This window comes from Mesorhizobium sp. M0854 (assembly GCF_040319815.1).
Taxonomy (GTDB): domain Bacteria; phylum Pseudomonadota; class Alphaproteobacteria; order Rhizobiales; family Rhizobiaceae; genus Mesorhizobium.
In genome coordinates this window covers 1-23,224 of the sequence record NZ_JAMYOL010000047.1, presented here as the reverse complement: position 1 = coordinate 23,224, position 23,224 = coordinate 1, and the positions used below count along the sequence as shown (strand labels likewise).

At 60.1% G+C, this 23,224-nt stretch carries 20 protein-coding genes and 2 pseudogenes; 15 read left to right on the top strand and 7 right to left on the bottom strand.

The window, feature by feature from the left end; genetic code table 11:
• Window positions 1-144 precede the first annotated feature (144 nt).
• The 4 genes and pseudogenes from NKH99_RS31245 (at window position 145) to NKH99_RS31230 (ending at window position 2,176) form a co-directional block, all read left to right on the top strand.
• Complete coding sequence (locus NKH99_RS31245) at window positions 145-1,170, top strand: zinc-binding alcohol dehydrogenase family protein (RefSeq protein WP_353017687.1); 1,026 nt, start codon at window positions 145-147, stop codon at window positions 1,168-1,170.
• A 66-nt stretch (window positions 1,171-1,236) separates the two neighbouring features.
• Window positions 1,237-1,374 (top strand): annotated as a pseudogene (locus tag NKH99_RS31240) (EamA family transporter); the annotation flags it as partial.
• A gap of 130 nt (window positions 1,375-1,504) precedes the next feature.
• On the top strand, window positions 1,505-1,732 hold the full coding sequence (locus NKH99_RS31235) for a CopG family transcriptional regulator (RefSeq protein WP_352503709.1): 228 nt from the start codon (window positions 1,505-1,507) through the stop codon (window positions 1,730-1,732).
• Window positions 1,729-2,176: pseudogene (locus NKH99_RS31230) on the top strand (TA system VapC family ribonuclease toxin). The gene NKH99_RS31235 and the pseudogene NKH99_RS31230 overlap by 4 nt, the downstream one beginning before the upstream one ends.
• Before the next feature lie 139 nt (window positions 2,177-2,315).
• On the opposite strand, the gene NKH99_RS31225 reads toward NKH99_RS31230, so the two are convergent.
• From NKH99_RS31225 to NKH99_RS31210, 4 genes are all read right to left on the bottom strand, one after another.
• Window positions 2,316-2,771: a type II toxin-antitoxin system VapC family toxin gene (locus tag NKH99_RS31225; protein WP_352540699.1), complete on the bottom strand. Its 456-nt coding sequence runs from the start codon at window positions 2,769-2,771 to the stop codon at window positions 2,316-2,318.
• Window positions 2,752-2,994: a type II toxin-antitoxin system Phd/YefM family antitoxin gene (locus NKH99_RS31220; RefSeq protein ID WP_352467423.1), complete on the bottom strand. Its 243-nt coding sequence runs from the start codon at window positions 2,992-2,994 to the stop codon at window positions 2,752-2,754. Before NKH99_RS31220 ends, NKH99_RS31225 begins: the two co-directional genes overlap by 20 nt.
• Window positions 2,995-3,450: 456 nt before the next feature.
• Window positions 3,451-4,578 carry an NAD(P)/FAD-dependent oxidoreductase gene (locus NKH99_RS31215; protein ID WP_353017685.1) on the bottom strand — a complete coding sequence of 376 codons (1,128 nt, stop codon included), beginning with the start codon at window positions 4,576-4,578 and terminating at the stop codon, window positions 3,451-3,453.
• Window positions 4,579-4,642: 64 nt separating this feature from the next.
• Complete coding sequence (locus NKH99_RS31210; RefSeq protein ID WP_353017683.1) at window positions 4,643-5,644, bottom strand: SIS domain-containing protein; 1,002 nt, start codon at window positions 5,642-5,644, stop codon at window positions 4,643-4,645.
• 103 nt (window positions 5,645-5,747) lie between these two features.
• On the opposite strand from NKH99_RS31210, the gene NKH99_RS31205 reads away from it, so the two are divergent.
• From NKH99_RS31205 to NKH99_RS31190, 4 genes are all read left to right on the top strand, one after another.
• Window positions 5,748-6,584, top strand: coding sequence for a PfkB family carbohydrate kinase (locus tag NKH99_RS31205; protein WP_353017681.1), 837 nt, complete (start codon window positions 5,748-5,750; stop codon window positions 6,582-6,584).
• Between the two features lie 180 nt (window positions 6,585-6,764).
• On the top strand, window positions 6,765-7,601 hold the full coding sequence (locus tag NKH99_RS31200; RefSeq protein ID WP_353017679.1) for an ABC transporter substrate-binding protein: 837 nt from the start codon (window positions 6,765-6,767) through the stop codon (window positions 7,599-7,601).
• Between the two features lie 76 nt (window positions 7,602-7,677).
• A complete protein-coding gene (locus NKH99_RS31195; protein WP_352614958.1) occupies window positions 7,678-9,207 on the top strand; it encodes an amino acid ABC transporter permease/ATP-binding protein in 1,530 nt (509 codons plus the stop codon).
• 88 nt (window positions 9,208-9,295) lie between these two features.
• Window positions 9,296-10,441, top strand: coding sequence for a LacI family DNA-binding transcriptional regulator (locus NKH99_RS31190; protein ID WP_352614842.1), 1,146 nt, complete (start codon window positions 9,296-9,298; stop codon window positions 10,439-10,441).
• Between the two features lie 233 nt (window positions 10,442-10,674).
• On the opposite strand, the gene NKH99_RS31185 is transcribed toward NKH99_RS31190, so the two are convergent.
• Both NKH99_RS31185 and NKH99_RS31180 read right to left on the bottom strand, forming a co-directional pair.
• A complete protein-coding gene (locus NKH99_RS31185; protein WP_353017677.1) occupies window positions 10,675-11,754 on the bottom strand; it encodes an FAD-binding oxidoreductase in 1,080 nt (359 codons plus the stop codon).
• Between the two features lie 88 nt (window positions 11,755-11,842).
• Window positions 11,843-12,700 carry a LysR family transcriptional regulator gene (locus tag NKH99_RS31180; protein ID WP_353017675.1) on the bottom strand — a complete coding sequence of 286 codons (858 nt, stop codon included), beginning with the start codon at window positions 12,698-12,700 and terminating at the stop codon, window positions 11,843-11,845.
• A 133-nt stretch (window positions 12,701-12,833) separates the two neighbouring features.
• On the opposite strand from NKH99_RS31180, the gene NKH99_RS31175 reads away from it, so the two are divergent.
• The 7 genes from NKH99_RS31175 (at window position 12,834) to NKH99_RS31145 (ending at window position 20,689) form a co-directional block, all read left to right on the top strand.
• Window positions 12,834-13,916: an amidohydrolase family protein gene (locus tag NKH99_RS31175; protein ID WP_352972331.1), complete on the top strand. Its 1,083-nt coding sequence runs from the start codon at window positions 12,834-12,836 to the stop codon at window positions 13,914-13,916.
• Between the two features lie 11 nt (window positions 13,917-13,927).
• Window positions 13,928-14,281, top strand: a complete 354-nt coding sequence (locus tag NKH99_RS31170; RefSeq protein WP_352503722.1) for a Rieske (2Fe-2S) protein — start codon at window positions 13,928-13,930, stop codon at window positions 14,279-14,281.
• 112 nt (window positions 14,282-14,393) lie between these two features.
• Complete coding sequence (locus NKH99_RS31165; RefSeq protein ID WP_352833006.1) at window positions 14,394-16,001, top strand: ABC transporter substrate-binding protein; 1,608 nt, start codon at window positions 14,394-14,396, stop codon at window positions 15,999-16,001.
• A gap of 94 nt (window positions 16,002-16,095) precedes the next feature.
• Complete coding sequence (locus NKH99_RS31160) at window positions 16,096-17,142, top strand: ABC transporter permease (protein WP_352540707.1); 1,047 nt, start codon at window positions 16,096-16,098, stop codon at window positions 17,140-17,142.
• Window positions 17,139-18,023 carry an ABC transporter permease gene (locus NKH99_RS31155; protein WP_353017673.1) on the top strand — a complete coding sequence of 295 codons (885 nt, stop codon included), beginning with the start codon at window positions 17,139-17,141 and terminating at the stop codon, window positions 18,021-18,023. Before NKH99_RS31160 ends, NKH99_RS31155 begins: the two co-directional genes overlap by 4 nt.
• Window positions 17,992-19,644, top strand: a complete 1,653-nt coding sequence (locus NKH99_RS31150) for an ABC transporter ATP-binding protein (RefSeq protein ID WP_353017670.1) — start codon at window positions 17,992-17,994, stop codon at window positions 19,642-19,644. The genes NKH99_RS31155 and NKH99_RS31150 overlap by 32 nt, the downstream gene beginning before the upstream one ends.
• Window positions 19,645-19,831: 187 nt before the next feature.
• Window positions 19,832-20,689, top strand: a complete 858-nt coding sequence (locus NKH99_RS31145) for a protein-L-isoaspartate O-methyltransferase family protein (RefSeq protein WP_353017668.1) — start codon at window positions 19,832-19,834, stop codon at window positions 20,687-20,689.
• Window positions 20,690-20,780: 91 nt separating this feature from the next.
• Here NKH99_RS31145 and ftsH read toward each other — a convergent pair whose 3' ends face one another.
• Window positions 20,781-22,715, bottom strand: coding sequence for an ATP-dependent zinc metalloprotease FtsH (gene ftsH / locus NKH99_RS31140; protein WP_353017666.1), 1,935 nt, complete (start codon window positions 22,713-22,715; stop codon window positions 20,781-20,783).
• Window positions 22,716-23,224 lie beyond the last annotated feature (509 nt).

The following is a 23,224-nucleotide window of genomic DNA, read 5'->3' as shown; positions in this document are numbered from 1 at the left end:
AAAACCAACCTAAATTTCGCCGCCTGCGCATTTTTTTAATACCAACCACCCCCCCCCCCGCCCGGGCGTTTTCCCCCCCGGCCCCACTTCCTGTTGCCGGACTCCAGCTTAGCAAGGGGGTGAATTATAGTCATGGGCCCCACCATCAAAGTCGTGCGATGCGCTGAGCCGGGCAGGCTGGTGTTTGAGGAGCAGCAGGCACCAGGCACTCCGCCCGAAGGCTGGGCACTGATCAATGTCGCCTATGTCGGGATATGTGGAACCGACTACCACATCTTCGAGGGCAGGCATCCTTATCTCGCCTATCCGCGCGTCATGGGCCATGAGGTTTCGGGAACAATCGCGGCAATCGACGCGCCGGTGGACCTGTCGGTTGGAGAGCAAATCCTCGTCAACCCCTATTTTGCCTGCGGAAATTGTGCCGCCTGCCGCCAGGGAAAGCCGAACTGCTGCATGTCGATCGAGGTGCTTGGCGTGCACCGTGACGGTGCCATGAGCGAGCAGATTCTCGTGCCGGCGCAGAACTTGATACCAGCGGCCGGCCTGTCACCGGTGGAGGCTGCCACGGTCGAGTTTCTGGCCATCGGTGCTCACGCGGTCCGCAGATCCATGGCGGGGCCGGGCATTCGCGCCTTGGTTATCGGCGCCGGGCCGATCGGCCTCGGCACCGCGCTTTTTGCGCGCATAGCGCAACTCAACGTGACCGTCATGGACGTCGATGCCGAGCGGCTGGCCTTTGCCGCAAGGCAATTGGGCTTCCTGGTGATCGACGCGTCGAAGGGATCGATCGCCGAAACGATAGCGGAGCGAACTGCGGGAGCAGGTTTCGACGTCGTCTTCGACGCAACGGGAAACAGCCGTTCGATGCAGGCTGCCTTTGCCTATGTTGCCCATGGTGGCGTCATGGTGATGGTCAGCGTCGTGCCGGATGACATAACCTTCTCAGATCCAGAGTTCCACAAGCGGGAAATGATGCTAATCGGCAGTCGCAACGCGACGCGTAGCGATTTCCAGCACGTCACTGCCTCGATCCGCGCTGGAAAAATACCAATCGACCGACTCGTCACCCATCGCACCACCCTGCGCGACAGCCCACGCGATATTGCGATCTGGGCGCAGCAGAAGTCCGGTCTGATCAAGGCCGTTGTCGACGTGGCTGGATCTGGCTGACGTCGGCAAGCACATTCAAGATATGTGACCCGCAACCCTGATGCTGCATTAGGGGAGGGGGAGTTGCTCGGTGACGCCAGCCTAAGGGGCGCGCTTGACACGTTATTCGGAGTGGGTTTCCTCACTGGACGATTGTCCCTGCCGAACTGGCTTGGCGTTTCACTGATTGCAGCGGCCGCAGTTCTCGTCGCATACAAGGGTTGAAACCGTGAAGCGACGATTCTTCCGCACAAACGTGTTCCACGCCAAGTCCACCGGCTATTCGCACCGGTTGAGTATCCCAGTCGCTATTCTATATGATGCGTGATGTTTGATGCGCACCAAGCAGGGCAACGTGAGAACCACACTGGCGATCGATGACGATGTCCTGGTCGCGGCCAAGGCAATCGCCCGGCAGCAGGATCGCAGCCTCGGCGAGGTCATCACCGATCTCGCCCGGCGCTCGCTGCGCCGGCCTCAAGCCGGCGGCGAGTGCAACGGGATCCCTCTTCTGCCACCTCGGCCGGATGCATCTCCCGTCACGCTTAAAACGGTCAACGCCTTGCGAGACGAACTGCAGTGACATTCCTGCTCGACGTCAACGTGCTGGTCGCGTTGATCGATCCTGGCCACGTCGCCCATGACGACGCGCATGGCTGGTTCGAAGAGACCGGTAACGCCGCATGGGCTACGTGTCCCGTCACCGAAAACGGCGTCCTGCGCATCGTCGGCAACCAAAGATATCCCAATTCTCCCGGCTCACCAGCTGTTGTTGCGCGAATCGTTACCAAGTTGCGGACCCTGCACGGGCACAGCTTCTGGCCCGACGATGTGAGCCTGGTTGGCTCCGGCGACATTGATGCAGCCAAAATACTGACCTCGGCGCAGGTGACGGCTACCTACCTTCTCGCGCTTGCCAAGGCGCGCGGCGGCCAACTTGCCAGCTTTGACCGCAAGCTGTCACAAGCTGTCAGCGGCGGCCGTGAAGGGCGGGAAGTCTGCACTGCATCTGATTCCAACAAGGTAGAGACTTCGGTGCGGTCTACCTTCGATCTTCTCGGGTTTCTTCGGCGAGAAAGTCGCGGTGGTCCAGAGGCAGCACGGAATCGAGAGCGTCAAAGACTTCTGCACGTCGAACAACATAGGCAGGTGGCCGAGCGAAGAGGTCAATTGCCATTCGCGAGCGGCCCGAGAATTTGGACTCCCTGGCGGCGTGCGGCAAGTGCGAGCTTCCGATCGAGGGTGGCCAGCGGCAACTCGGTTTCGATTGCCAGCGCCAGATAGGCGGCGTCATAGGCGCTGAGCCCGTGCGAAGCCGCTAATGTCAGCACTGCGCCGTCCGACCCGCCGCCGGCGTCCTCCAGCGGCAATCGGCGCAGCCGTGCCATGGTGGTGGCAGCTTCGCCCGCCGCGATGCGGCCACGCCGCTCGGCCATCAATACGACGTTACGCGCCTCGTGCCAGAACAGGGAAGGGACAGGCGCGGTTGCTCCCGGCAATCGTCGCATCAGGGCGGCCGCCGCCTCGCTGTCTTCATCAGGAAGAATCCAGGCAGCCGCCACGGAAAGGTCGACAACGAAAGGCATCAGACGATGATCGCCATCAAGCGCGGCGCCCTTCATCGCGCCAGGCCCGAATTTCGTCCTGCGTCACGGGCTTGGCGCGGGCGCGGGCAGCGCTGATCTCTTCGATCACGGCTTCGACATCGTTGCGGCGTTGAATCCGCGACAGTTTAGCGATGGGATCATTGCCGCGCGAAATAATCACCTCCTCGCCGGCTTCTACCCTTGAAAGCAGTTCCGAGAGATGCGTTTTGGCCTCGCCAACTTTCACCGTGATGGTCATTTCCTGTCCTTGCGCGCGTCGGGTCAACGTGGTGAGCCGTGTTCATTGCCGAGCTGAGTGTGGATTGCTCGACAATCGCTCTTGCACGCGACGATAGGCGCAATCCTGACCCTTGGTCAAGGCTTGGTCAAGTCATTGCCGACCCCTCGCACGCCGCAAGGCGGGCCGTCTCTTGACAAGGTGAAATCGTTCTGGAGCAACGGCTTCTGATTATGCGCAGTGTCTGATTTTGCGGGCGGAAGCTTGCGCAACTTGTCGCGGTTAGCGCACTCCAGTGGATCGCGAGTGGCTATCTGACCATAGTTTGCGGGGCATTCTTCTTCGAGCGTTCGCGCTTGGACGCGCAGCGCCGACCTCTCGCCGTCTCTGTTGCCGTAGCACGACAACCTGATCACGCGGCTCTTCCCCAGGCCCGCGACCCATCTGGACAGTTCGGCCTTGCCCCAAATTGCCCTTTCAGCTGAAACGATTAGGGCGGAACGTTGCAAGCATGGGATGCGGATTGCCAGAGGCGATTTCTTTGGCAAGCAATTCGCCGACGATCAATCCAAGCGTGGCGCCGCTGTGGCTGAAGGCGACGTGAAGTCCGGCAACGGTCTCGACGCAGCCAAGCACTGGCTCGCCGTCGCCGGGGATGGGCTTCGGGCCAACTGCATAGGCAGCGAGTTGGAGCCGCGGATTGCCCTCGAGCACCGCACTAGCCTCCTCGAGCAGTCCTTCGACGGTCTTGTCGTGCACGGTGTAGGTTCCGTCAGAGTTGACCACGACTTCTTCCTCCGACCACGCCGAATCCAAAACAAGTGCGCCATCCGGCGTCGGGCGAACCGCCACGCGGGGCGTATTCAGCACGGCACGGAGCTCGGTCTTGATCGGCTTGGTCTTCAAGAGAAGTGAAATTGGCGTGGCGTCGGGGACACGAACTCCGATCTCTGCGAGCATGATAGGCGTCGCTGGCCCGACCGCAAGGACCACTGCATCCGCCTTTACCGGCACACCGTCGGCAGTGACGACGCCACGCGCGCGACCACCTGTGGCATCTATCCGGACGCGTCCAGCGTCCCGAACAAACTTGCCGCCACGGGAGCGGAACTCATTGAGCAGCAGACTGACCAAAGACGGCAGGTCAACCCATCCTTCGCCAGGATTGAAGATGGCGCCCTGGGGGGTAATTGCGCTCGCGTTGACGCCGGGCACCACTGCACCGACTTCGGCAGGGCCGAGCAGAAGCGCGTCATAACCAATATCCTGCTCCAACTGGCAGACGGACGCGATCTGGTTCGTCTCGTCATCCGCATCCCAGGTGAGGCCGCCGTCAAAGCGAAGCCACGATCCCGTTTCCGGTCTTGTGGCGGCCAGGGTCCGATAACGGTCGATGCCTGCAAGCCTCAAGCGGTGGTAGGCAGTGTCCGCACGTCGCGCTGAGTTCAGCCAGGAAAGTGAACGGCCGGATGCACCGTTGGCTGGCGCGCCGTCGTTGACAAGCGTTACATCAGGGCCAAGACGAGCAAGGTGCAACGCGGAAGAGATGCCGAAGATGCCCGCGCCGATAACAACGACATGGCGCGGCTTTGGTGATGCAGTCATAGAGAAATCCTTCTTCGCAGAAGCCGGGCTGGGAGTTGTTGGATGGCTGCAGAGCGCGGCGGAACTAATAGTCGGTGAGCTTCTTCATGTAGCGCCGGCCCTCAAGCATTGGACGGCCGCGCAGGGCGGCCAGCTCGTAGGCAAAACGCCAAAGCGTGTCGAAGAAGACCAAGGGCACGAGATAGGGTTTGATGTGTTCGGACATACCGCTGAGGTCGAGTTCCGCTCCATCGAGCACCAGGACGTTTTCCCGGCTGCCGTACTTGAAAAGGAAGTCTCGGGCGCGTTCGGGAAGGCTCCGCGTTTCGTCCAAACCCAGCAAGACCACGAAGCAAGTATCCCGGTCGACCACCTCAAATGGGCCGTGAAAGAACTCGTTGGCGTGTATGGCCTGCGAATCGTACCACTGCATCTCCATCAACACGCAGATGGCGTACGAATAGGCCGCACCATAGCTGGCACCGCTGGCCAGTGTGTAGATCGCATTGCGCGGCGCGAAACGGGGGGCGAAGGCCTGAAACCGGTCGGCATAGGTCCGGTGCGCACGCTCGATCGCCGGCTGAAGATGGCTCAGGCTCGTCAGCAGATCGGCAGTTAGCCCGGCATCCTCCCGAGCATCGATCAGGCCGGCGAGCAACATATAGAGCACGCCGTAGTTGCTGCAGGCTGAATCGATTGCTTTGCCCGTCGTGTAGGAGGCCTGGTAGGCGACTGCGTGGTCGACCGCCAGCGCGAGGGGCGATATCTGGTCGAGCGTCATGCCGATTGTCGTTGCGCCTCGATCCTTTGCATGATTGGCCGCTCGCACAGTTTCACGGGTGGTGCCGGTCTGCGAGCAAAGGACAACGAGCGCGTCAGGTCCCAACCGTCGCGGGTCTCGGCAGACGAACTCATCCGCGTTGTAGATGTCGCAGGCGAATGTGCCGCTGTGACGGTCGACAAAGTATTTGCCTGCCATCATGATCGAGAGCGAACCGCCGCACGCCACGAGGAATAGGTGCGAAAACTGCGTGCCCGCCATAGCGGTCAGGGCGCGTTCCACGTCGGAGGGCAGGGCGGAAATCATGAGCTTCCTCGTCTCGTTGGCAGAGCTAGGGGCGGGCCCACAATTGACAGGTGGGCGGCCATTGTGCGAACGTTATCACATCCATTAAACTGAAAGTCCTGCAATGGTCAAGATTGCCGCGATAGGCGATAACGTGGTCGATTGTTATCTTGCTCGCGACGAGATGTATCCTGGTGGAAATTGCCTCAATGTCTCGGTTTATGTCAGCCGCTTCGGCGGGCGATCGGCCTATGTCGGAACGATCGGCAAAGACCGGGCAGGGGACCTTATCTGCACTGCACTGGCGTCGGAGCGCGTGGACATCACCCGATTACGGCGTCTCGAGGGACCGACTGCTTACTGCCTCATAGGTCACCGCAACGCCGATCGGATTTTCCTGGACTTCGATCTCGGAGTTTCGGTGTTTACGCCGACGCAAGAAGATCTGGATTTTCTCTCGGGCTTTCAGGCCGTCCACATCGGCCAGTCCAGCGGTTTGGACCCGTGGGTTGCCGCTGTATCAAGTAAGTCACTGTTGTCTTATGATTTTTCCACGCGACGGGAACCGGGACATCGACGCGAGATTGGACCCTATTGCTATCTGGCTTGTGTCTCGGGTGACGGTCTCGACGACAAGGAATTGGCCGCAATCGCGGCCGAATTGCTTGCATGTGGTTCAAAGTGGGTTCTTGTGACTCGTGGTCGAGCCGGCGCGGTGCTTCACGGCGACACCGTCTCTTACCGAACCCCGGCGCGGTTGGTCAAACCCGTCGACACCCTGGGCGCGGGCGACACCTTCATCGCAAGAACGCTGTTCGGCCTGCTTAAGAAAGAGCCGCCTCAAGACATTCTCGGCCATGCCGCAGAGGCGGCTGCTGCTACCTGCCGGTACTACGGGGCAATCGGCCATGCGACAGCAATCGACCTAGGAAAGATGACGCCGGAGATCCCCCAGGCTTAAGACTGGAAAACCATCTAGCTGCGAAATCCTCCGAAACAATTGACGCGAGAAATGGACAATGCTAGAGAAAATGATAACGTTCTCACCTTCCTGGCCGAACGCCGTCCAAGAGCGTTTTGATAGATGAGACGTCGAGTGGGATCGCAAGGCCGAGTTCGGCCAATCGTAAGAGGAGAAGACATGCACACGAATTCGAACAGGCGCCTACTTTTGAAATCCGGTCTGGCGCTGACGATCGCGCTGTTGACAGGACTTGGCACGTTGGCCTCGTCAACTCAGGCAAACGCGGCGGACAACCCCTATAACCTCATCGACCCGACGGTGATCAGCGTCGGAACCATGGGCGATGCGAAACCCTATGTCTTCACCGATACCAACGGTAACTTCACCGGCTTCGACGCCGAACTCTTCCGTGATGTGGCGCGCCGGCTCGGGTTCAAGGAGGCGCAGGTCGTTTTCACCGGCCAGGAATTCTCGGCGCTGCTGCCCTCCGTTGCCAACGGCCGCTTCGATGTCGCTGTCGCCGCCATCGGCACAACGGCGCAGCGCAAGAAGACCGTGGATTTTGGCGACGGCTATCTCGCCGGCTACCTGTCGATCATTTCGGCGGATCCGGCACTGACGAGCAATGAGAGCACCGCCGGAAAGCGCATCGGCGTGATCCAGGGAACGCTGCAGGAAATCTATGCCGAGAAGAACCTCAAGGGCGACATTGTCAAATTTCCCGACAACAACACTGCGGTGGCGGCGCTGAATAACGGGACGATTGATGGCCATTTCACTGACTATGAGTCCGCCAAGCAGTATGTGGAGCGCTACAAGAACCTGAAGATAACAATGAACGTGCCGTCCTTCGATGCGCCGGCCGGGTTCGTGGTCAAGAAAGGCAACGATGCCTTCCGCGAGGCGCTCAACAAGGCGCTGCGCAAGGCCATGGACGATGGCACTTGGAAACGGCTGCATGAGAAATGGTTCCCGGGCACTCCGATGCCGGATCAATATCTGCCCAAGAAGTAAATTCGCGCGTATTCATTTTCGTTTCCGGCCGGGCCCGTCAGCAACGGTGCCCGGCCGAGTTATAGATGGACTTGATATGAGCTGGTTCGATACCTTCGCCCGCAGCTTCCTTGATTTCCAGGCGATGGCAGAAGTTCTGCCAAACATGGTGATGGTCGGCCTCAAGAACACTTTGATCCTGGCCCTTGCCTCGACGTTTTTCGGGACGCTGATCGGTATCGTCCTCGCAGTCATGGGAATTTCAGAGAACCGGCCGCTGAAACTCCTTGCCCGAGTCTACACCGATATCTTCCGTGGGCTTCCTGCCATTGTCACAATCCTGATCATTGGCCAAGGCTTCGCGCGGTTGGGCCGAGATCTGTTCGGTCCATCGCCTTATCCGCTGGGCATTCTGGCGCTCAGCCTGATCGCCGGAGCCTACATCGGGGAGATTTTCCGCGCCGGCATTCAGAGCGTCGAGCGGGGTCAGATCGACGCCACGCGGACTCTCGGTATGACGTATGGCCAAGGCATGCGCCTGGTGGTGATCCCGCAAGGCATCCGTCGCGTCCTGCCTGCACTGGTCAACCAGTTCATCGGCAATGTCAAAGACTCCAGCCTGGTCTATTTCCTTGGTCTGCTCGCCTCCGAACGCGAACTGTTCCGCGTCGGCCAGGACCAGGCTGTGCTGACCGGCAACTTGTCGCCCCTATTGCTGGCCGGAGTGTTCTATCTCGTGATCACGGTGCCGCTGACCCATCTCGTCAACTACATCGACGCGCGCATGCGCGTCGGCAAACGAATAACCGCCGTGCAGAGTGGCCTCCAAGAGGTCGCCGAGCTTGCCGAAGCCGTCGTGCCGGGAGCGGCGACGTTGCCTGCAGCAGCGCCCACACGCTTCAAAGGTGGCGGCATCGAGGTCAAAAATATCGACATGGCCTACGGCGCCGTCCAGGTGCTGCATGACGTCGGTCTGAAAGTGGAGCCCGGGACCGTCACCTGCCTCATCGGTCCGTCCGGATCGGGCAAGTCGACCTTGCTGCGCTGCCTCAACCGTCTCGTAGAATGCCGAGCCGGTGACATTCTGCTCGACGGCGAAAGCATCTACAAGCAGACCCCTGACCAACTCCGGCGGCGCGTGGGCATGGTTTTCCAGCAGTTCAATCTGTTCCCCGACCGTAGCGCGCTCGCCAACATCACCTTGGCGCTGCGCAAAGTTAAACGCATGTCGCGCGAGGAGGCTAATGACGCGGCCTTGGCGAGGCTAAATGAAGTCGGACTGCTGGAGCGTAAGGACCATCGGCCGGCCAATCTCTCGGGCGGGCAACAGCAGCGGGTGGCCATCGCGCGTGCGCTCGCCCTCGAACCCGAAATTATGCTGTTCGACGAAGTCACCAGCGCCCTCGATCCAGAATTGGTCAAAGGTGTCCTGAACTTGATGGCCGACCTCGGGCGGGGCGGGATGACGATGGTGGTCGTTACACACGAGATGAATTTCGCTCGCAAGGTCGCGAACCAGGTCGTGTTCATGGACGAGGGGCGGATCGTCGAGGCAGGCCGGCCAGAAGACCTATTCGACAATCCGCAGAGCCCGCGTCTTCGACGCTTTCTGTCGGAGGTGCTGTGATTCAAATGGTGTGCGCAGCGGCGGGTTCTGCGGTGTTCGGCCTTGCGGGGCGTGCCTAACTGCCGCTAGTTCGTCGCCACGACGTTGCATGGTCGGCGGGACTTGCTGGGTGACTCAAAGATCCAAAAACGCAACTATCATCGAAGTCGCTCGCCGGGCTGGAGTGAGCTCTGCCACGGCTGGGCGCGTGCTTGGTGACTACGGGTACAGCAGCCCTGAGGTCCAGGAGAAGGTGCGCGCCGCGGCATCTGCGCTGGGTTATCGGCCCAATCGCCTGGCCAAAGGCCTGATCACCGGTAAGACCCAGACTATCGGCGTTGTCGTGGGCGACATCGAAAGCCCATTCTATGCAAGCGTGCTGCGCGGAATAGGGGACGTCGCGCGCCGTGGCGGCTTCGGGGTTATCGTTACGAATAGTGACGAAAATGCCGAACTCGAGCGAGAGGCGGTGCAGCTGCTGTTGGAAAAGCAGGTCGATGGTTTAGTCGTCTCATCGACCTTCTTGGACAAGCCGGATCATCTTCGTGACGCAGTCGCGGCCGGCTGTCCCGTCGTGCAGTTCGACCGCATCGTGGCGGGCATGGAAACCGATTCGGTCGTGGTCGATAACGTTTCTGTAACGCGTAGCAGCATAGCGGCGATCATCGCCGCCGGACACAGCCGCATCGGAATATTGGCGGAACTCGGGCCGGACCAACGCGATGATGTTGGTTCCTTTGTGACAAACGCTGATCTCTCCAGCTCCGACGTTCGCTACCATCATCCAAGCTGGCAACGGTTGTTGGGTTATCTCGAAGCCCATCGCGCTGCGGGCATTTCGCCGGATCCACAGTTGATCCGCCGCGTGGCGGTCTATTCCAGCGAGGCAGCCCGAAAGGAGGCACTCGATCTGCTGACAATGCGCAATGCGCCGTCCGCCCTGTTTACCGCCGACGGTGTGATGTCGACAGGCGTTCTGGAGGCGACATCCGCACTGAAGCTTGCGATTCCGGGAGAGGTTTCGCTGCTTTGCTTCGACGATCTCGACTGGATGCAGTTCGTGGCCCAAGGTATCACAGCCATCGCGCAGCCGGCGCACCTGATCGGGGCGACGGCAGCCGAGCTTCTCTTGAAGAGGCTGGCTGGCGACACCGCACCGTTTGAACACCGTGTCCTCGCGGCTCGCCTGGTGAACCGTAATTCGATTGCGGTTCATCTCAACCGCAACGCCCCTGATCCGGCCGCGACGGTGTAGCTGGAGCCGAATTGCCGCGCCTCTTTGTGTCGAGGTCGTCCCATGCAACGGCTGAATGATAGCTCAAGCGTATTGCTGGGTAGGACTTTCGTCGCTTGCGATGCCCAGCGTGAGCTGCGCCAGAAATCGGGCGAGCCCATCCGGGTCCCGAAACCTAATCACTTGCGGTCGCAGTAGTATGGCTTGGTCGTTGAACGCAAAGGCTGCCCGATTTCGTTCCGCGATGGGTACAATTATAGATCAAGCAAAATGTCGCCTTGTGGGCGGCTGCAGCACGCCAGGATGTAGCCTGCCGATTTGTCCTCCAAGGTCAGTCCGCCTAGGTCATCCATGACGACTTCGCCAGACAGCTTGGCGATCCGGCACGTACCGCAGACTCCCTGCTGGCAAGCGGTTGGGACATAGACGCCACATTGGCGCGCCGCTTCCAGCAGGGTCTCTCCGGGCGCGCAGTGATATGCAAGGCCGGAGCGGGCGAAGCGGACCGAAGACGAATCCTTTGAATCCGATAGCGAACGCGAAATGTTGCCGCCCCCGAAGCTCTCCTCATGATACTGTGAAGGGGCGAGCCCGATTGCATCGAGGCAGCTGCGTGCAGCCTTTATGTAGGATTCCGGCCCACAGGCAAAAATCGTGCGGCTATGGAGATCGGGAACCAAGGTCAGGAGCATTTCACTGTTAATTCGCCCGGTTGGACCCGTCCAGGCCGGGTCTCCATGACTGCAAATGCAAGTCACATGAACATTGGGAAAGCGAGTGGCAAGTGCGTCCAGTTCGAGCCGAAAAATGATGTCGTCCGGCGTTCTCGCACTATGGATGAAGTGGATATCCTGGTTTGCTGCGCGGTCGGTAAATGCCCGCAGCATCGACATGACGGGAGTTATCCCGCTGCCACCTGAAAGGAAGAGGGACTTTGCATGCGGCAGATCGTCGAGATTGAACGAGCCGAGCGGCCCTTCGATCTCGATCCCATCGCCCGGCTTCAAATTGTCATGGAGCCAATTCGAAACGAGCCCGCCCGGCGTCCGTTTCACGGTGATCTGCAGGTCGAGCGGTCGCGTCGGCGGTGATGAAACGGAGTAGGAGCGTGTCACCGCGGCCCGCTCGATCCTCAGGTGCACCACAACATATTGGCCAGCGCTGAAGCAGAACATCCGATCTGAAGCGGGTGTGAGAACGAATGTTTTCACATCGTGCGTCTCGTCGATCACGCGTCGGCAGAGCACAAGCTGCGGCGTGGTCTGTGCCCACTCCCGGTGAAGCTTTGTTGGGGCGAAGCCGGAGGCTGCAAAGGCCGCGTAAGCATTCATCATTCAACTCGGGTTTGAAGTGGAGCCAAGATGCCACTTCAAACCCCGCTGAACAGCCGCGCAATCCTGCCGTTATGATCGGTAATTTCGATTAAACTTCCAGGGACATTACAGCCACCTGGAGAGCTCGGATGCCCTTGCGAATAATGGGTTCGTGTTTGCGGCGCGCAAGGATCGCGGTGTGGACTGGCTGGTGCAGCGTCGGCGCTCCCTCGACGAGGAACGATGGGAGCTCGGCCGTGAACCGGCGCGCATCGTCGCTGCGCATGTAGCAGGTGCCGCCCGTTCGTCGCAGCATGATCTCCGCCAGAGTTTCCGATCCCGTCGAAAGCCGACAGATCGCAAGCTCGGCCAGCAGCTCTGCGTGCGTCTTTTCCAGCACCGCGGTGTAGCCTGGGCGAATGTAGGTTTCAGGGTCGACATCAGACAGCGTTCTGGCAGCCGTCGAAACCATCACATATTCCTCGATCATCAGATGCTCGTAGGCGATCTCAGGCAGGTAGCGAGGCGCATAAAGCACGGCAATATCGAGATTTCCCATGCTTAGGTCGCTGACCATCTGGTTCGAATAGTCCGACTCGACATGGATCGAGGATTTTGGAAGCGCCTGGCACAGTGTCTCGACCCATCCCGGCAGGACCGAACGGGTCATGCCCACCTGTGCGGCGATGCGCAACGTGCCCTCGAAACGGTTGAACGCTCGCACATCGTGTCGAGCTTGCGACCACGTCGACAGCAAGGATCTGGCATAGGCTTCGAACCGCCGCCCGGCGGCTGTCGGCTCAGCGCCGGCGCGCCCGCGCAGAAAGAGCTCGGACCCGATCGCGCTCTCCAGATTCTTGATGCGGGTGCTGATCGTCGACTGGGTCAAACCCAGCCGGTCGGCGGTACGATTGAAATTTCGCGACTCGATGATGTCGAGAAAGGTTTCGATGTGATCTAGCTGCACATGACCTCCGATCGAAAAAGTCGATCATATTGCGCAGGATCATAAGCTTGATCAAACAATACTCAAGGCGGAAGCTGCACGCGGTGAAATCGGCCGGCAGATCGAGCAGGCTGAAGCTACGGAGCTGAGCAACGTGTTCATAGTCGACTGCGATTGCCACAATTACTGGTCAAGCGCGACCGTGTTGGAGCCTTACCTTTCCGGCCTATGGAAGGACATGTTCGTTGAAGGCGAGAAGACAGGTCCTGTTGGCGCCTTCCCGCATGGCCACCGTCCCTGGTTTCATCCGCAGGACTTCTCACGCAAGGACGTCCGTCCGAAAACAGAAGCCGACAACTATCTCATCATGAAGGAAAAACACCTCGACAAGTACAAGGTCGATGTGGCGATCCTGACCGGCGATGAGCCGATCGAGGCTTCCACCCTCGCAAATCCCTATTATGCCAGCGCCCTCGTCAGCGCCTACAATGACTATCAGATCGACCAATGGCTGCCGAAGGACGATCGCTTCATGGGCTCGATCATCGTCGCGCCACAGGATCCGAAGCTCGCGGCCGCCGAGATACGCCGTCTGGGCAATCACCCGCGCATGGTTCAGGTTCTCGCTTCGCAAGGCTCCGTCAAGCCCTATGGCGATCCGTTTTACCATCCAATTTATGAGGCTTGCGCCGAGGTGGGGCTGCCCTTTGCCATTCATCTGGGCGGCCATGGTGGCGTGAATTCGACCGCGATTGCTCCGGCCCCGACGACATTCTTCTGGGAGACCCATGCCATCCTGCACATGTCGGCCATTTCGCATGTCGCAAGCATGATTGCGCATGGCGTCTTCGAAAAATGGCCGGACCTCTACTTCGTGGTCATCGAATGCGGCGTCGCCTGGGTGCCATCGGTATTGTGGCGCCTGGACGCCGACTACAAAGCCCTACGCAAAGAGACGCCATGGCTGAAAATGCTGCCGTCCGAATATTGCCGGCGAAATATCCGCTTTTCCACGCAGCCGCTGGAGCAGCCCGCAAATATTCAGCATCTCTGGTCCACTCTCGAGGCGATGGACGGCGAAAATACGCTGTTGTTTGCCTCCGACTATCCGCATTGGGACTATGACGATGCCAACACGCTGCAAATCCCTCCTGCCTGGAAGAGCAAGATCATGGGGCTGAATGCGCTGGAGGTTTACAAGCGCATCCCGCGCGCGCAAGCGGCGAATGCTGCCTGAGGAAGCAGACGATGCCCGAGAAGACATACATCTGTAGAGTCGACGAGATCGAAACCGGATCTCCCTTCATCGCCAAGATCCGCAGCCTTTCGGTCGGCGTTTTTCGCATCGGAGATTCATTCCACGCGCTGCTGAATGTTTGTCCGCACCGCGGCGCTCCCCTTTGCGAGGGGCCGCAATGTGGAACAACTGCACCGGTCGAAGAGGCGCAGTTCATCTATCACCGCCAAAACGAGATCGTGCGCTGCGCCTGGCATGGCTGGGAATTTGACATCAAATCGGGCGCGGCCCTGGTCGATCCGTCCGTTCGCGCGCGCACATTTCCAGTAACGGTCGAGGCGGGCAGCATCTATGTGACGGCCTGATTGAGGTACGGATTCGAAGAGTAGCAGAAATGATGATCGCGGCTAACGGGCAGATTTCTTCACAGGGTGCGTGACGAACAATAACGCGGAAAATCCGCAATGGGAGAGTCAAATGTCAGAATCTGGATACAAGCTTGCTATCGCTCAAAGCCTGATCGGTCGCGGCAAGATTTCCCGTCGCGATTTCATTAATCTTGGGCTGGCCGCTGGGCTGACGGTCACCGCTGCGGATAAGCTCTTCGTCAGCACGGCCCGCGCCGAACCGCTGCAGGGCGGCTTCGCCAAGCTCGGAATGGCACATGGCGCGACGACGGATTCGATCGATCCGGCCGGCTACCCGGACACCTTCACACAGACAGCGTTCTCGGGCTCGATGTCCAACAGCCTCACCGAGGTCGACGCCAAAGGCAACGTCCAACCGGACCTTGCCGAGAGCTTTGAATCGTCCGATGGCGCCAAAACCTGGGTCTTCAAGCTTCGCAAGGGCGCAACCTTCCACAACGGCAAGAATGTGACGGCGGACGATGTCGTGACTTCGCTTCGCTATCATATGGGCGACGAAACTAAGTCGGCGGCGAAGCCGCTGCTTGAGCCCGTCGCCAGCATTAAGGCGGATGGCCCGGAAACGGTTGTCTTCACGCTGAAAAGCGGCAACGCCGACTTCCCCTACATCATGAGTGACTACCATCTGGTCATCATGCCGGCCAAGGACGGCAAGGCGGATTGGGGATCGGGCGTTCGCACCGGCGCTTTCGTGCTTGAGAATTTCCAGCCCGGCGTTTCGGCCAAACTCAAGCGCAATCCGAACTACTTCAAGAACGGCAAACCCTATCTCGACGAGGTGGAGTTTATCGCCATCACCGATCTCGCCGCTCGCATGGCCGCGCTATCGACAGGGGAGGTGGACTATATTGGCCGCGCCGACCTCAAGACCCTCGGCATGTTGAAACGCAACCCCAAGGTGGAGATCGTCGAGGTCACCGGCTATGGCCATTACACCTTGCCGATGAATGTCACGATGGCGCCGTTCGATAATCCGGATGTCCGGATGGCCTTAAAGTGGGCGATCAACCGTCAGGAGATCGTCGACAAGATCTTTCTCGGTCACGCCACCGTGGCCAATGACAACCCGATCGCGCCGGCGATTAAATTCGCCACCAATCCGCAGCCGCAGCACAGTTTCGATCCGGAGAAAGCCAAGCATTATCTGAAAAAGGCTGGAATGGAGAAACTGAAGGTGGACCTCTCGGTCGCCGATGCCGCTTTTGCAGGCGCGGTGGACGCGGCTGCGCTGATCCGCGAGACGGCAGCCCAGTGCGGTATCGACGTAAACGTCGTGCGCGAGGCCGAGGACGCCTATTGGGACAATGTCTGGCTCAAGAAACCTTGGTGCGCTTCCTATTGGAGCGGTCGCGCGACGGCCGACTGGATGTTCACGCAAGCCTTCGCCGCCGATTCCAGCTGGAACGAGTCGTTCTGGAAAAATCCCCGCTTCAACGAGTTGCTTGTCCAGGCGCGCGCCGAGACGGATGAGGCCAAGCGGGCGGCAATGTATGCCGAGATGCAGCAACTGACGCATGATGATGGCGGCAGCATCGTGCTGGTCTTCAACAACTTCGTCAGCGCCAAATCCAATAAGCTCGCACATGGCGAAGTGGCGCCGAACTGGGAGAACGACGGACTGAAGATGGCCGAACGCTGGTGGATCGCCACTGCGTGAGAGAGCGGGCCGGACCCGCGATGGCTACTGGGCTTCGGCTTGCAGCCGCGTGCCCTGCCGGCAGGGCAGCGACGGCAACGGGAAACGCGAGCAAATGAACCCGGTCGCAAGAACGGTTCTGCAGCGCCTTGGCCTCGGCCTGGTCACGCTGTTCATCGTCTCCATCATTATCTTCTCTGCGATTGCAATGCTGCCGGGCGACTTCGCCAAGGCGATGCTCGGACAATCCGCGACACCCGAAACGGTCGCCGCCTTCCAGCGAGAAATTGGCATCGACCGTCCGCCTGTCGAGCGTTATTTCGTCTGGGTCGGGCAGATGCTCCACGGGGATTTCGGCTCTTCGTTCGCAAGCCGCACCGGATATCGGCGCACCGTCGCCGAGATCATCGCGCCGCGCCTTTACAATACGATGTTCCTCGCATCGATGACCGCGCTGATCGCAGTTCCGCTCGCCCTGGGACTGGGCATCCTCGCTGCGCTCCACCGCAATGGCTGGTTCGACCGGGTGGTGAACGCAGTGACGCTGACAACCATTTCGTTCCCGGAGTTCTTCGTCGCCTATATGCTTGCCTACCTGGTCATCTCGCGCGACACATTCATCGGCTCCGAGTTCGCACAATCCCTGCCGCACTGGCTTGCAGCGTCACTGAACTGGATACTTAACGCAGTTCCCAAGTTCCCGACATTGTCGAACGTGAACGACCAGACGCCGTTCTGGGATCAGGTCTGGAGAGTAGCCTTGCCGGCGACCACGCTTACGCTCGTCATCGTGGCACACATGATGCGCATGACACGAGCGGCGATCATCAACATGCTTGCAAGCCCCTATATCGACATGGCGCGTCTCAAGGGAGTCTCGCCGATGGCCATCGTACTCAGGCATGCCTTGCCCAACGCATGGGCTCCGATCGTCACGGTGGTGGCCTTCAATCTTGCTTATCTCGTCGTCGGAGTGGTCGTCGTCGAAGTGGTGTTCGTCTATCCCGGCATCGGTCAGCTGATGGTCGACGCGGTCAAATCAAGGGATGTTCCGGTTGTCCAGGCTTGCGCCTTGATTTTCGCGGCGACCTATATCCTCCTTAATCTGACCGCCGACATCATTTCCATCGCCACCAATCCCAGGCTCTTGCATCCACGATGACCAGCTACGAACCCATCGCGCAGGTTCACAGGCTGAGGCGCTCGCGCGCCACCCGGGCCAAAACGGCGCTGAGGAAGGCACCCTTCAGTGCCTGGTTCGGCATCCTCGTGATCATTGGCTATGTCGTCGTTGCGGTCTTCGCGCACTGGATCGCCCCATACGGCGAAACACAGGTCTTCAGCGAGGCCTTCGCACCGTGGAGCCAGCAGTTCAAATTGGGAACTGACCAGCTCGGCCGCGATATGCTCACACGCTTGATTTACGGTGCGCGCAACACCATCGGTATAGCCGTCGCGACTACATTGCTGTCCTTCGCAGTCGGCGTCTCGCTAGGCCTTCTTGCCGCGTTGTACAGAGGATGGCTCGACCAGATACTGTCGCGTGCGGTGGACGTCTTGATGTCGATCCCAAGCCTTATCTTCGCCCTGGTGCTGCTTTCGATCTTCGGCTCGTCGATCACAAGCCTGATAATCATCATTGCGCTGCTCGATTCTACCCGTGTCTTTCGGCTCGCACGCGCCGTCGGGCTTAACGTGGCGGTGATGGACTATGTCGAAGTGGCGCGATTGCGCGGCGAAGGCCCGAAATGGATCATCGCCAAGGAAATCCTTCCCAACGTGATGCCGCCGCTGGTCGCGGAGTTCGGCTTGCGATTTTGCTTCGTATTCCTCACGATCGCGGCACTGTCCTTCCTGGGGGTCGGTATTCAGCCACCGACCGCCGATTGGGGATCGATGGTGCGCGAGAATGCGACCCTGATCACCTACGGCGATGTCACGCCGCTGCTGCCGGCCGGCGCGATTGCCCTCCTCACGGTCTCTGTGAATTTCGTCGTGGACTGGTTCCTGCATGCAACAAGCGGGTTGCGGGATGAAAAATAGCGCTCCCGGATTGCGCGAAAAAGGCAAGGATCTGCTTCAGATCCGCAATCTGCATGTGGAGGGTTTCTCGGACGAGCGGTGGTATCCCATAGTCCGCGGGGTCGATCTGGCGCTGAAGCGGGGGGACGTTCTTGGCCTGATCGGCGAGTCAGGCGCCGGCAAATCCACCATTGGCCTCGCGGCGATGGGTTACGCCAAGCCGGGCTGCCGTATTACACAGGGCTCGATCCTGTTCGACGGGATCAATCTTCTGGCACTAAGCGAAACAGGGCGGCGTCGCCTCAGAGGCTCCCGTATCGCCTATGTCGCGCAAAGCGCGGCGGCCTCTTTCAATCCGGCCCATCGACTCCTCGATCAGACTGTCGAAACCGTGGTGGCGCATGGGATTGCCAGCCGAGAGAAAGCGAACCGGAGTGCGGTCGATCTTTATCGGCGTCTTCAGCTTCCAGATCCGGAGACCATTGGCTTTCGCTATCCTCACCAGGTTTCCGGCGGACAATTGCAACGGGCGATGACGGCGATGGCGATGGCTTGCCGTCCGGACCTCATCGTCTTCGACGAGCCAACGACGGCGCTCGATGTGACAACGCAGGTCGAAGTTCTCGCCTCCATTCGCAACATCGTGGAGGAGTTCAACACCGCTGCAATCTATGTGACGCATGATCTGGCGGTGGTGGCGCAAATGGCGGACCGCATCATGGTTTTGCGCCATGGACTAACCGTGGAGGAGGCAGAAACGCGCCAGATGCTCGCCTCGCCCACCCAGGAATATACCAAGACGCTCTGGGCCGTGCGCAAGCTCGCCAAGCCCGAAGTTCCGGCCGATGAATATTTGCTTACGATAGACAACGTCACCGCGGCCTACGGCCGGGCGGTTAAGGTGCTCCAGGATGTCTCGATCAAAGTTCCACGCGGAAGAACGGTGGCTGTGGTCGGCGAGTCCGGTTCCGGGAAATCGACGCTCGCTCGCGTCGTTACCGGCCTGCTGCCCCCGCTTTCGGGGTCGATTTCCTTTGCCGGCCAGGCCCTTTCCAAGACCGTGAAGTTGCGCCCAAAAGAGATCCTGCGACGCATACAGATGATTTATCAAATGCCCGACAACGCCCTAAATCCGCGCCAGACGGTCGAAGAAGTTATAGCTCGTCCGCTTGAATTCTACCTTGGCCTCAAGGGTGCACAACGGGATCGGCGGATCGGCGAACTCATGCACATGGTCGAGATGAGCGAAACTTATCTGGATCGTCTGCCGGCCGAACTGTCGGGAGGCCAGAAGCAGCGCGTTTGCATCGCCCGGGCGTTGGCCGCCGATCCGGAGCTGATAATCTGCGACGAAATCACGTCCGCGCTCGACCAGATTGTGCAAGAGGAAATCCTGAAGCTCTTGATCCGGCTTCAGCGCGAGCTCGGCATGACCTACATTTTCATCACCCATGACATTGCCACCGTGCGGGCGATCGCCGACGAAATTGTGGTCATGCACCAGGGTAAAGTCGTTGAGCAGGGATTAAAGAGCGAAATTCTCACGCCGCCGCATGCCCCCTATACCGAACGGCTTCTGTCCTCCGTGCCGGAAATGGATCCGGATTGGCTCACAAGGCTGCTCGCCAGCCGGACGATATGATCGTCGGGCAGAGTGTTCTTCCATATCGCCATGGTTTACAGTCTCGCGGAGGGCGCTCGGCGAGACCGCGCTCGGTCGCAAACGGACAGCGCGCGTCGCCCCGTCCATACGAGGATAGGCGCCCTTTGCCGTCACTCGGTTTTCTGAGAGCATGATGGAGTACGCGCAATCCGGGAGCCGATACTCTATGCCAACAGAAATCGATGCTAGTGTAGCGCGCCGATGGTTTGCCGAAGACCTGCGTGTCGCATCACCTGTCTTGCACAATCCTGCGGTCATCGAGGCCTTTGCAAGGGTTCCGCGCGAACACTACCTTGGCGACGGGCCATGGCGTATCCATTCGAGACTGCAAATCGGGGCGGTCCATACCAGCCCTTCAGCCGCACTTCATGAGATCTACCACGACGTTCTGGTCTTGCTTGACGAAAAACGCGGACTGAACAGCGGCTTGCCGTCGCTTTGGGCACTGGTTTTCGACCATCTGAACATCACTCCCGGCCAGACCGTCCTTCAGGTGGGCGCCGGTGTCGGCTATTTCACCGCCATCCTCGCTGAACTGACGGGTTCTGAAGGACGCGTGATTGCATATGAGATCGACGAAGAACTAGCTCGGCGCGCGCAAGGCAATCTCGCTCATTATGCGCACGTCGAAGTGACGTGCGGTGATGCAACGCAGGCAATTGATCTGCCAGACCTCGATGTCGTGATCGCCTTTGCCGGAGTGACGCACGTGCCGGAACGGTGGCTTTCAAATTTGTCCGACGCTGGCCGGATGGCGTTGCCGTTCACGGGTGAAGACCGACGTGGTTTCATGATGCTTCTGGAAAGGGCTGGCGATACGTTTCCCGTACGATCACTTGTGCCATGCGGATTTTACCCCTGCAGCGGAGCCAGGCGCACTGACGAAGAAAAGGCCTTGATGGTCGCCCTCAAGGCTGCGCGAGGCAAGGTCACCCGTCTCGCGCAATATCACCGAGGGCGACCGAAAAATGGCATCGAGAACGCTTGGTTGGTGACCGACACATACTGGATTTCGAAAGCCTAGAGATCAATGTCGATCTCGCGTGTCACCGTCGTAGCGTGCGGCAAGGCTTTCCACGAGCGATCTATGCCGGCGGGAGCAGTCCGAAACATCATTATTGCGTCCGAAATTTCCCCGATCCGCGCGTGGGGATTGCAGCCGCGGTCCTGGCCGGCTGCAGCACAGCCTTCTTCTTATGCGAAGACGGACTGGAACTATACTGCGCAGCATGATCCGCCGTCGAGACGTCTCCGACCAGCGCCGCAAGGTCAGTCTCATCGAGCGTCTCGGTCTCGAGCAGCCTGCGTGCCGCCCTTTCCAGCACGTCGCGCCGCTCGGTGAGCAGGCTGACGGTTCGTCCGAACGCGGCCTCCACAATGTCGCGCACTTCCGCGTCGATGGCATCGGCGGCGGCTTCGCCGTAATCGTGCTCGCGCGGTCCGCCGGCGAGCGGGTTGGGGCTCAGGAAGGAGCGTGGGTCCTTTTCCAGCGCCACGTGCCCGAGTTTTGCCGACATGCCGTAACGCGTCACCATGGCGCGCGCTATGTCGGTTACCTTGGCGAGATCATCGGCGGCTCCGGTGGACAGATGGCCGAATACGATCCATTCGGCCGCCCTGCCGCCGAGCAGCACTGCCATTTTGTTGTCCAGCTCCTCGCGTGTCATCAGGAAGCGATCCTCGGTCGGACGCTGGATAGTGTAGCCGAGCGCGCCGACGCCGCGTGGTATGATCGACACCTTGTGCACCGGGTCGACGCCAGGCAGCGCCATGGCTACCAGCGCATGACCCATTTCATGGTAGGCGACGATCTCGCGCTCCTTCGGGTTCAGGAGCCGGTTGCGTTTCTCCAGTCCCGCGACGATGCGCTCCACCGCATTGTTGAAATCTCCCATCATTACCGCATCCGCCTTGCGGCGCGTGGCGAGCAACGTCGCCTCGTTCACGAGATTGGCCAGGTCAGCACCGGTGAAACCGGGCGTCAGCGCCGCCACTTTTTCCGCGTCGACATCCGTCGCCAGCTTGGCCTTGCTCATGTGAACCTGCAGGATCTTGATGCGACCCTGCTTGTCGGGCCGGTCGACCAATACCTGGCGGTCGAAACGGCCGGCGCGCAGAAGTGCCGGATCAAGGATCTCAGGACGGTTCGTCGCGGCCAGCAGCACGACGCCGATCTGTGGATCGAAACCGTCGAGTTCGACCAGAAGCTGGTTGAGCGTCTGCTCCTTTTCGTCGTGGCCGCCGACCATGGTCCCGCGGGCGCGGCCAAGAGCGTCGAGCTCGTCGATGAATATGATTGCGGGAGCCTTGGACCGCGCCTGCTCGAAAAGATCGCGCACGCGCGCGGCCCCGACCCCCACGAACATCTCGACGAACTCCGAACCGGAGATCGAGAAGAACGGGACCTTGGCTTCGCCGGCGACGGCCTTGGCGAGCAGAGTCTTGCCCGTGCCCGGCGGTCCGACCAGCAGCACGCCTTTGGGCATGCGGCCTCCGAGGCGGCCGTATTCGCCCGGGTTCTTCAGAAAATCCACAATCTCCTGCAGCTCGGCCTTGGCTTCATCGACCCCCGCCACGTCGTCGAACGTCACGCCGGTATTGGCTTCGACATAGACCCTGGCCTTGCTCCTGCCAATTTGCATCAAACCTCCGACGCCGCCGTCCATGCGTCTTAGAAGCAGCATCCACAGGCCAAAGAAGACGAGCACCGGCACAACCCAGGAAAGCAGGTCGCTCAGCAAGGTGCTTTCGACCTGGCCGGTCACAGTGACACCGTGCTCCTGCAGGTCACGGGCGAGGTTCGGCTCGACGCGTGTGGTGATGAATAGCGGCCTGCCGTCTTGCGGCTCCTTGAAGCGGCCCTGGATGAAGCGGTCCGAAACCTGCACCTCGGCGATTTTGCCGGCGTTCAGCAAGGTCTCGAACTGGCTGTACGGTATCTCGGCGACGTGCTGCGTCGTGGCATAGATATACTGGACGACCATCACGCCCACGAACGCCGCGACCCAGTACCAGATATTGAACCGCGTCTTTCTGTTGCTCATGTCCATGGCGGCCTCCACAGGGAACCGGATATAGGTCGCCAAGCCCGCGCGGCATCGGTGCAGGCCAGGTACGGCGCAAAAAAGTGGGAAGCCCAGACCCAGCCGGCGACGATACTGGGTCTCCATTGTCCTTTCCTGCGCGGCATGCCCGGCATGCCGTTTTCCTCCGCCGGATAGACCCCTTCAAAACGTCTTGAAATGATGGCGGACGGCCGCATTGCACTAGCAGGCAAGCGCCTGCGACCGGTGGCGGTTGCTGCTCTGCAGCAACGCCAGGCAGTTCCAGACAACATCTGCGCCGGCACGCGGCCGCTTTTCCGCATCGCAAGGATTCAACACTCAGGCGAGAGCCGGACCTATGGAACCCTACATGAATGGACGCGGAGAGAACGCGCCAGTCCTCGCCCCCCCGGGGGGGTGGGACCGCGCGGGGGGGGGGGGGGCGTGGGGGAGAGGGGGCGGGGGACGATACAATAGAAGGGCGGGGGAGGGTAGAACGGGGGACCCGGAAATGT